Annotated in this window: 5 protein-coding genes and 1 pseudogene; 1 reads left to right on the forward strand and 5 read right to left on the reverse strand. The window is 33.2% G+C overall.

Translation table 11 applies throughout. The features are described from left to right. Window positions 1-2: 2 nt before the first annotated feature. The 5 genes from V5787_RS06870 to V5787_RS06890 all read right to left on the reverse strand — a co-directional run bounded on the left by V5787_RS06870 (window position 3) and on the right by V5787_RS06890 (window position 8,745). Complete coding sequence (locus V5787_RS06870; RefSeq protein ID WP_336892519.1) at window positions 3-2,453, reverse strand: glycoside hydrolase family 95 protein; 2,451 nt, start codon at window positions 2,451-2,453, stop codon at window positions 3-5. Window positions 2,454-2,461: 8 nt separating this feature from the next. Continuing rightward, window positions 2,462-3,994, reverse strand: a complete 1,533-nt coding sequence (locus tag V5787_RS06875) for an arylsulfatase (RefSeq protein WP_336892520.1) — start codon at window positions 3,992-3,994, stop codon at window positions 2,462-2,464. A gap of 545 nt (window positions 3,995-4,539) precedes the next feature. After that, window positions 4,540-6,459 (reverse strand): glycoside hydrolase family 97 catalytic domain-containing protein, encoded by a 1,920-nt coding sequence (locus V5787_RS06880; protein ID WP_336892521.1) that lies wholly within the window; start codon window positions 6,457-6,459, stop codon window positions 4,540-4,542. Next, entirely contained in the window at window positions 6,456-8,354 is a 1,899-nt protein-coding gene (locus V5787_RS06885; RefSeq protein ID WP_336892522.1) for a glycoside hydrolase family 97 catalytic domain-containing protein, read from the reverse strand. The genes V5787_RS06880 and V5787_RS06885 overlap by 4 nt, the downstream gene beginning before the upstream one ends. 268 nt (window positions 8,355-8,622) lie before the next feature. Beyond that, on the reverse strand, window positions 8,623-8,745 hold the full coding sequence (locus V5787_RS06890; protein WP_336892523.1) for a hypothetical protein: 123 nt from the start codon (window positions 8,743-8,745) through the stop codon (window positions 8,623-8,625). Between the two features lie 38 nt (window positions 8,746-8,783). Between V5787_RS06890 and V5787_RS06895 the strand changes: the two are divergent. Further along, window positions 8,784-9,117 (forward strand): annotated as a pseudogene (locus V5787_RS06895) (transposase); the annotation flags it as partial.

The following is a 9,117-nucleotide window of genomic DNA, read 5'->3' on the forward strand; positions in this document are numbered from 1 at the left end:
TTCTATAACGGAACACTCACACTATCACCTGCTACAATATCAATACTTATTATTTTGTTTTTGTATTTCACTTTAGCAACACCTCCTTTTTTAGAATAAATATGAGCGTTTACTAACTCTCCTGCTTCCCATTTTAGATCCACAACAAATCCGCCACGAGCACACAATCCTTTTACTTCACCGTTTTTCCATTGACTTGGCAAAGCAGGAAGCAATCTTATTTCATCTGTATGGCTTTGTAATAACATTTCAGATATCCCAGCAGTAGCTCCAAAGTTTGCGTCAATTTGAAAAGGAGGATGCTGACCAAATAAATTATTACTAATCCTTTTTGTTAAAAGAATATTTAAACTTTTTTCAGCATTATCACCTTCACCCAACCTTGCGTATTGATTAATTAACCAAGCCGAACTCCATCCCGTATGCCCTCCTCCATTTTTAACTCTAAAATCAAGAGATTTTTTTGCTGCTAACGCAAGCTTTGGTGTTTTGACTATATCTATCTGAAAACCTGGATGCAATGCAAATAAATGGGAAATATGCCTATGTCCCTTTTCTACTTCCTCAAATTCCTCGTTCCATTCCAGCAGTCTTCCATCTTTGCCAATTTTAGGTCCTTGCAATTGACTCTGTGCTTTTTGTACGTCTATCAAAAAATCATCATCAATTCCTAAAACCTTAGCAGCATCAATATAATTTTGAAACAACTGCCATATTACTTGCTGATCATGTGCAGGTGCCATACATATTTTACTAATACTCCCGTCTGGAGCTATAAATTTATTTTCTGGCGATACCGAAGGACCAGATATCAACTTATCTGTTATAGGGTCGGGGATTAACCAATCCATATAGAACTCTGTTGAACCTTTCAAAATAGGAAACCTCTCTTTTAAAAATTCTTTGTCTAAAGAAAAGTCATAATGTTCCATAATATGAGTTGTCAACCAAGCTCCTCCACCAACATGCATTCCCCAATCTGATTTTTCTCCTGGCGAAGTAAATCCCCATACATTGGTTACAGGATGCACTACCCAACCTTTGGCATTATAATGAATTTTAGCAGTTTTAGCTCCTGGTTTTTGTATGGATTCCATCAAATCAAACAATGGTAAATGCATTTCACCTAAATTAGCTACTTCAGCCAACCAGTAATTCATTTGAACATTTACATCAGTATGGTAATCACCATTCCAAGGAGTTTGAATTTGATTCGCCCAAATTCCCTGCAAATTAGCTGGCATAGTTCCTGGTCTAGATGAAGAGATCAACAAATATCTACCATATTGATACAATAACTCTACTAAATGTAAATCTGATTTTACACTAGACTCCTTAAACAGATTTAATCTAATATCTGTAGGAATGGTATCTAAACTAGATGTTAATTGAAGACTTACTCTATTAAAATATTTTTTATATTCTTTTATGTGCGATTTTAAAATTTGATCATACGATTGTTCTTTTCCTAATTTAATATTCTCAGCTGTAAGAGATTGATAAGGTCTCCCTACATAATTAGGATGATCTAAAATATAATTGGTAGATGCGGTAAGGTAAAGAATGACTTCATCCGCATTTTTTACAATTAAGTTGGAATCTTTATAACTAATTGTTCCATTTTTATTTATGGCAGACAAACGAGTCATGTATTGCAAACCTTTTCCTCCTTTCCCGTTAGAAAGTGTCCCTTGCATTACCAATTGATCTTTTTTAGCTATTGTTTTAAAATTTTCAGGTCTGGTCAAAGTGCTTTTAAAAGATATGCTTCCTGGTTTATCTGCTGTTAATTTTACCACCATCAACTGATCTGGATGACTAATAAATAATTCTCTTTTGTAGTTGACACCTTCCTGAGTATAACTAACTCTTACTACAGCATTTTCCATATCCAATTCGCGATGGTAATTTTGATAAGTACTTTCTTTTTCAAAATCTAACCACAAATCCCCTAAAGTTTGATAACATCCAAAGGGTGCATTTGCTCCTTTACCGTGTCCTGTACCAACTCCTTTGCATACTTGAGTTAGTCGAGTTAAGGCTGTAGCCTCTTTATATTTCCCTTCAAAAAGTAATTTTCTAATTTTAGCTTGTGCTTCTAAGGCCACTGGGTTATCATTATCATCTGGGCTTCCAGACCACATAGTTTCTTCATTTAACTGAATGCGTTCTATGTTTACATCTCCATAAACCATTGCTCCTAAAGCTCCATTTCCGATTGGTAAGGCCTCTAACCATTCCGGATCATTTCTCTTCACATATTTCGAAGTTTTTACTGAGCTTACCTTAGCGGGTTGATTATACCAAAGTTTTAAATTTGAAATCTCTTTATTTGTAATAGATTCACAAGACCCCAACAACAATGTCACCATTGCAATTAAAGTAAAACTCCAAAATATTGTTTTTCCTACATTCCTTTTTTTTGTGTTAACTTCTAGTTGATGTCCTTGCATTCTCTTTTTTATTTTGTGTTGCTTACTACTTTAATTAGATTTTTTTGATTCGTAAACAAACCGTTATTTAAATTTCCATCACATGCCTCCAATAACTTTTTTTTAAATATTTTTAGTTTTTTTGGGTACTTTTTAGACAAATCATGTTCTTCACGGTAATCCTCTGGCAAATAATAAAGTTCGAACACATTTTTAGGTAGATGAGTTCTTAATTTCCAACCCTCTTTTGTAATAATCGTAGGTCCCGTAAAAGAAGAATAAACCACATAATCATGCTCCTCAACAGCACCTTTCCCTATCAATTCGTCATAAAAAGACAGACCATCCGTTTTTAGTTTTCCTTGATAACCGGTAATTTCTGCCAACGTTGCCAAGAAGTCATAATTGGCTACTAACAAATCACTTTTTTTTCCTTTTGGAATCTTTTGTGGCCATCTTACAATTAAAGGCACTTGTATTCCTCCCTCAAGATTGCTCCTTTTTAATCCAGCTCTTCCAGCATTTCCATCAAAAACATCACCTCCTATATCACTATAAAACTTAAATTTCACATCATCAAAACGCTTTCCTGTTTCTATATTTCTGTAAGGTTTGTAAACACGATCTTTTTGTGTATAATAAATTTCATGTCCATTGTCCGATGTGAAAATGACCATCGTATTTTCATCAATACCCAAGCTTTTAATATGCTCCATTATTTGGCCAACATTATCGTCTAGCATTTTTACCATAGATGCATATTCTTTTTCTATTTGTGTTAATTTATCATTGTTGACAAAATCTGGATGCACTGCAGGTACAGAAACAGGACCATGGGGCAATTGTGTTGGAAAATAAAGAAAAAAGGGCTTGCTTTTATTTTTACTTATAAATTGCAGAACGTTATCCATAAACAAGTGTTGAGAATATACTTCTTTCCCCTCCATATTCCAACGTTCTTTAAATTTTTTCGGGGTTTCGTTTTCTTTTGATTTAGCACAATCTGCAAACGTATTTCCCTCAATTTTTTCCAATTCCCCATTTCTAAACAAAAAAGGAGGATAAAAACCATGAGCCCTTACATGATCTAAATATCCATAATACTCATCCCATCCATGTCTAACCATCTGTAAATGAGTAGTGGAAAACCCCCACTCTAATTTTCCGAATTGAGCTGTTGCATAACCCACTTTTTGTGCAACTTCTCCTAAAAATACTGCATCATTGGGTGCTGGTGCTAAAATTTTATTGATTTTATCTTGAATTTGTTGTGGTGTGTAAATTCCGCTACTTATTTTTTTGTAAATACCTCCTTGAGTTATTTGAAAATTGTCTGGACGGCAATCGAGTAAACCCGATATTAAAGAAGCTCTTGATGGTGAACACACCATACCTGCATAAGCATTATTAAAAGATATTCCTTCTTTAGCAAGATTATCAATATTTGGCGTACTGATTATTTTTTGTCCATAATGACTAAGTAGCCCCTTTCCTAAATCATCCGCATAGATCAAAATAATATTTGGTTTCTTATTTACTTTTGTACTCTGACCGTATGCCATATTCGTGAATAATAATAATAATAATAATAGAATAGAAAGGATTGCTATGTTATGGCGTTTAAGTTTCATTATTGTTTTTGAAATATTATTTTTAATTTTCTATCAACCTTTATGTAGGTTGCTTCACTGGATTCAGTAATTATTTTATCCTGACTTATAACTTTGGCGTAAGTTTGTTTTTCTGATTTTATGAACCTTGTTTCAAAGGTTTTTTATCCCCTTCTATATCGGGTTCTGCATACTGTGATCAATCTCTTTTAACCAAGCTAACAACTCCTTTTACATTGCAAGAATCAATGATTTATTTTCATCAAATCGATTGTTTTCTTTACTAAAATTCATCCACTATTAAATAGAATATAAAGTTTGACTCCCCTAAAATAGCTCCTTATTTTCACAAGAAATTAAGAATATTGCTATATCCTAATTTACTCATAAAATATAAATTTTATTCAGGTCTAATACACATACAATGACAATTACCAAACAAATGAATCTGGATAAATTATATGAAAACACTTTGCCCTCATTACCTTACTTTATTTTTATTTTATCAATTTTACTTTAATACAAACACCTCCTCCTGGAGCCAATTTTATTTTCAATGTTTCTTCTGCATTTACGTATTTTACTTCTTTGATATATTCTTCTCGATTCATTTCCCAACTAGTATTTTTACCATCAGAAAAAATAGTTGCTTTATATTTTCCTTTATTTAGGAATTGAAGTGGTATTTCAAGAGTAGCCCCAACTTGGTTAGAAACTCCACCTATCCACCAATTATTTGCCTTCTTTCTAGCAATCACATAAGATTTTCCTATTTCTCCTACAAGCACGATGGTTTCATCATAACTTAGGGGCAAATCCTTTATGAATTCAAATAAATCTGTTTTTCTCTGATAAGCTTCTGGGATATCAGGCAAACACAGTAAAGGAGAGAAATAAGTGATACACATTGCGCTTTGAGCTACAACAGTAGACCTTAACGTGTCCCTTACATATATTCGCTCCACCATTTTGTTTATGTCGAAAAACCCTGGAGTAACATCAATAGGACCAGAAATATTATTTAAAAATGGAGTAATAGTATGATCTACAGGAGATGCAATATACCGCCCGTCCACCAGAGAATGATTATACTCTCGTGTTAGGAAATGAGGCCATGTACGTTCAATACCAGAAGGGATAACAGATTCATGACAATTAAACATCAACTCATACTCAGCACATTTTTCCAAGACCTGTTGTAAAAACTCAACTCCCCACTGATTTTGTTCACGTAAAAAGCCCAATTTTACACCAACCACTCCCCATTTCTTGTAGGTGGAGAGCAGAACATCAATATCATATTCTTCAAAAGCTATTCGATTTACATATAACCAAATTCCAATATCCTTTTCCTTGGCTCTTCTCATAAAATTCAGCAGGTTAATTTCTGAAATTGCTGTTAATGGATTTGAAGTTCTGTCATTTTCAACACCATACCATCCTGCATCAACCATAAAATATGGCAAGCCAAGTTCAGCTGTTTTATCAATAAAACGTATCAGACTTTCCGTATTCAATTTATATTCAAAACCATCTTCAATTGCACCACGTGCACGCCAGTCCCAAGTACAAGCACCTGGCTTAATCCACGTAGTGTTTTTTATTTTTGAAGGTGAATTCAAATTTTGAATAATATACTTGTGCTCTACAAAATAAGCAGGTGAGTCGGCTGCCATAACCACACGCCATGGCGTAGAAAAATGAGGATTTAAATTAACTTTACCAACAAGGTCGGCACATAGCACTCCCTTTGAATTTGCCGAAAGATGAAGGCTTCCGTAATTGTACAATTCGGCTTCTGTAATTAAAACATATTTTCCGTTTTCCGACTGCGAAAATAGTGGTAAGCTGGCATTTTCTATTTCAAATACGGGAACATCCTTTTTATACCTTTTCCCCCAAGGGTGATTCAACATCCAACATTTAGAATTGGTGGGAATATTGAATTCCGTAAGTTCTTTTTTTAAGGTAGGTGCAGCTATTCCAGTGGTTACAATTTCATATTTAAAGGCTAAACCTTCGTTGTACATCCGAAATACTAAAGAAATGAAAGATTTTGATTTTCCGTCCTTAAGCCTAACTACCATAGAATTATAGTTGTCAGGATAGGTTTTTTGTGTCCCCCATAATGGGTTCCAACTAGAACGAAGCGAATCTTTTTTCACTTCTACTACCAACAATCCTTCCCAACTCTTTTCATTTAATTCTATCCCTAACAATGACTTTTGAACCATTGCTATCCCTTTTATTTTGAACGAATAGGAAATGGAATCGTTTTCTAATTGTACAACAATCTGTCCAATTTTATTAGGTGAAAACAAATTGTATTTCTGTGCATAAACATCTTTAACTGAACTAGGCAATATTGCCAACGCAAGCATGAATAAATAGGTGATTTTTATATTTTTTAACATCATAATTTTATTGGTCTAATCCACATACAATGTCCTCCACCAGCAACCATTTTAGCCTTTATTATATCTCCTTTTTTTACAATTGCTGTTCGCACTTGGTAAGCTTCAGGGTTCGTTTTACTATCTGTCGCTTCGGTATCTTCATAATAAGTAATACTGTAATTTTGATTTTCTTTAAGAAAGTCTAATGAAATATCAAGTGTACCTCCATCATTGTGCACCGAACCAATAAACCATTCTTCTCCATGTCTTCTTGCGGTACTTATATATGCATCCATTTTTGCGTGCAATATTTTGGTTTCATCCCATTTCCCAACAGGCATTTGTTTGATAAACTCAAATAAATCTTGTTTGGCTGCATAGGCTTCTGGAGCATCTGGAATACAAACCAAACCACTAAAGATAATTAAAGTACGCGCTGCCTCAGCGGTAACTGTAGTAATTAAAGAATTTAGCTTTTTAGGTCCTTTTTCTCGTTTTCCTGCGTTGACTCCTGTTATATCAAAAATACCATTATTCATGTCCAGAGGCCCTTGAATAGCGTTGATAAGTGCCATTCTTATAAAGGTTTTGGGCGTAAATGCCCGCCTGGAATCTTGTTGTGCATGACAAAATTCTTTAGTAATGGCATTGGGGTAAGTTCTACTTATTCCTGTCATTGGAACCGGACCATCATGAAAATCGATTAACAAATTATTTTCTGCACTCAAACGAATGGCTTCTCTTGTAAAAGGGACTTTTGCCCCCATAAAACCATATTTAATACCTTTCATCCCTAGTGATTTATAATAAGGAAACAATGCTTCATCTCCGTAGTTCCCTTGTCTTCTGTCATAATATAGCAATAATGAAACTCCATTTTCTTGTGCATACTTTGTTACTTTCTCTAAATCTAATTTTTTTGACATTTCTATATGTCCCGGTTTTACATCAGTATACCAAGCATCGTCAATTAGAAAATACTCAATATTGTTTTCTGAAGCAAAATCTATAAAACGGAAATAACTTTCGTTATCAATACTATAAGTAAATCCATCTTCTGCTTGGTATCCATGCACCCTCCAATCCCATAAAGTTTTACCTGGCTTAATCCACGATGGGTTTTCAATCTGGTTTGGTGCTGCTACATTTAAAGGCACTGTATTAGTTAACAAATCACCAATATTATCTTCTAAAAGAATAATACGCCATGGTGTTACTAAATTTTTTTCTTCTGAAAGGAATTTATTTTTTGAAACTAATTTATTGCTGTGCTTATAAAAATTAAACTCTATAACATTAAACCCTGGTGCACTTACTAAATCTGATTCTAAAAAAGATAAAAAATTATTTGAATCGTACTCAACTAGTAAAGGCATCTTTAAGTGATTTTTTTTAGAATCCAGTGTCCTCAAGTCTCCCATAGCTAAAGGCCCCACAGGCTGACCTTCACCAGCTGGTGAATATAGAAAACTTGTATTTGGCAATCCATATTCGATATAAAATGAAGGATTTGTGTTTTTTTTAACATCTAAAACCGTAAACCGAAAAGCAACACCTTTATTATACGTTCGTATATAAAGTTTTGCTGGTATACCTTCATAATTCAAAGAAACTTCTAACTCATTATAATAATCTTGAATTTCACTAAATTGTCCCCATACAGGATTCCATGTTTTATTGACTTGTTTTGTTTTAGTATCTACTATTTCAACTTTCATTCCTTGGAAAATTGAAATACTTGAATTTAAAACCACCCCTTTTTCATTTTTAATTAGGGTATATTTTAAATGTCCATCTTTGTTATCTAATACTATTTGAACATCTCCGTTTGGTGAACTTCCTTCAATTTCACTTTCTTTTGTACAACTCATTAAAGCAATTATAACAAAAGTTATTACAAATAATTTATTTTTCATATTTATGGGTGTTTATTAGCTAACTAGCTTTGTTTGTTTTTAATATACATATAATTCTTACCATAGAGTCCAGAATAGAAAACACATCCTGATATTTAGGTAATTACATTGTATTCCTTACCTGAATCTTTAGCTTATTCAATCATTTTATTCACATCATAATTTACGATAGCATCTATAGATAATTTTACATATTCTTCCGCTATAATTTTAACGACATGTATACCCTACATAAAAATAACTTAAATTTTAACTTAACCTTTAGCTTTTACAATTGATCAATTGTAATTAACCAATATTTACCATCAATTGCAACATATTGCCCCTCTACACACAATTTTATAATACTACTAGCTTCTTCTGTTAAAATAACACTATCTGAGTTAGTCATTTAGTTTCTGTATTTTAGTGTCCTTAAATATAACAGATATGGATGTTTTTCAAGGTCAAAATATACTGAGTTTTATAAAATAACTACCAAATGATGAAGCTTGTAAGGCTTATTTAGCCAAAATAAAATGGTCTGAAGGTTTTGTATGTAGTAAATGTTGTGGCACAAAAGGTTGTGAGAAATCAGGCTATAATTATCATTGTTATGGTTGTGATCATGTTGAAAGCGCTACAGCTAACACCTTATTTCATAAAGTAAAATTTGGTTTACAAAAGGCTTTTTGTGTGGTTTTTGAAATGAGTACAACTAGCAAAAGTATTTCTAGTATTCAAATGGGAAAACGATTTAGTATTCGTCAAGGAACTGCTTGGT

Source organism: Flavicella sp., assembly GCF_037132785.1.
Classification (GTDB): Bacteria; Bacteroidota; Bacteroidia; order Flavobacteriales; family Flavobacteriaceae; genus Flavicella.

Excerpts from the sequence above, each read along its gene's own strand:
- V5787_RS06890 (WP_336892523.1), bottom strand. The coding sequence starts at position 8,745 with ATGACTAACTCAGATAGTGTTATTTTAACAGAAGAAGCTAGTAGTATT.
- V5787_RS06875 (WP_336892520.1), bottom strand. The coding sequence starts at position 3,994 with ATGGCATACGGTCAGAGTACAAAAGTAAATAAGAAACCAAATATTATT.
- V5787_RS06870 (WP_336892519.1), bottom strand. The coding sequence starts at position 2,453 with ATGCAAGGACATCAACTAGAAGTTAACACAAAAAAAAGGAATGTAGGA.
- V5787_RS06880 (WP_336892521.1), bottom strand. The coding sequence starts at position 6,459 with ATGATGTTAAAAAATATAAAAATCACCTATTTATTCATGCTTGCGTTG.
- V5787_RS06885 (WP_336892522.1), bottom strand. The coding sequence starts at position 8,354 with ATGAAAAATAAATTATTTGTAATAACTTTTGTTATAATTGCTTTAATG.